The 690-nt window shown below is 50.4% G+C and carries 1 protein-coding gene; it reads left to right on the plus strand.

Annotated elements, in window-relative coordinates; all coding sequences use genetic code 11:
* Positions 1-413 (plus strand): autotransporter outer membrane beta-barrel domain-containing protein (locus E0D98_RS25260; protein WP_100009355.1); only part of this gene is annotated, 413 nt, incomplete at its 5' end.
* Positions 414-690 lie beyond the last annotated feature (277 nt).

Raw genomic sequence — 690 nt, forward strand, 5'->3', positions numbered from 1 at the left:
ATGCCTGGATTGAGCCACAGGCTGAGCTGGTTTACGGTTCTGTATCCGGTAAACAGTTTGCATGGAAGGACCAGGGAATGCATCTGTCCATGAAGGACAAGGACTACAATCCGCTGATTGGCCGAACTGGTGTGGATGTGGGTAAATCCTTCTCTGGTAAGGACTGGAAAGTGACAGCCCGTGCCGGTCTGGGCTACCAGTTCGACCTGCTGGCTAATGGCGAAACCGTATTGCGGGATGCATCTGGTGAAAAACGCATCAAAGGTGAAAAGGACAGCCGTATGCTGATGTCCGTTGGCCTGAATGCAGAAATCAGGGATAACGTCCGCTTTGGACTGGAGTTTGAGAAATCCGCCTTTGGTAAGTACAACGTTGATAATGCAGTCAACGCTAACTTCCGTTACTCGTTCTGATACTCCGTATTCAAAGGGCCTGCGGGCCCTTTACGCTCAGTGCCTGCAGCCCTGATATGTCTGAGAGACATTTCCGGGATGTCAGTCGACTGGTTTACTTAACTGCGATGACTAAAGCTGGCAGTAATGCCGGCTTTTTTACGGCCACATACGTCTTCCTCTCATCCGGAACTGTGATACAAATCCTGCATACAGGATTGACCGCCGGTTCCTGCAAATGGCACATTTTCAGTAAGATAGCGAAGGTTACATTCCCCCGTCATGTGTGGCACAGCTG

It is taken from the genome of Escherichia sp. KCJ4928, from assembly GCF_004352695.1.
GTDB lineage: Bacteria > Pseudomonadota > Gammaproteobacteria > Enterobacterales > Enterobacteriaceae > ECMA0423.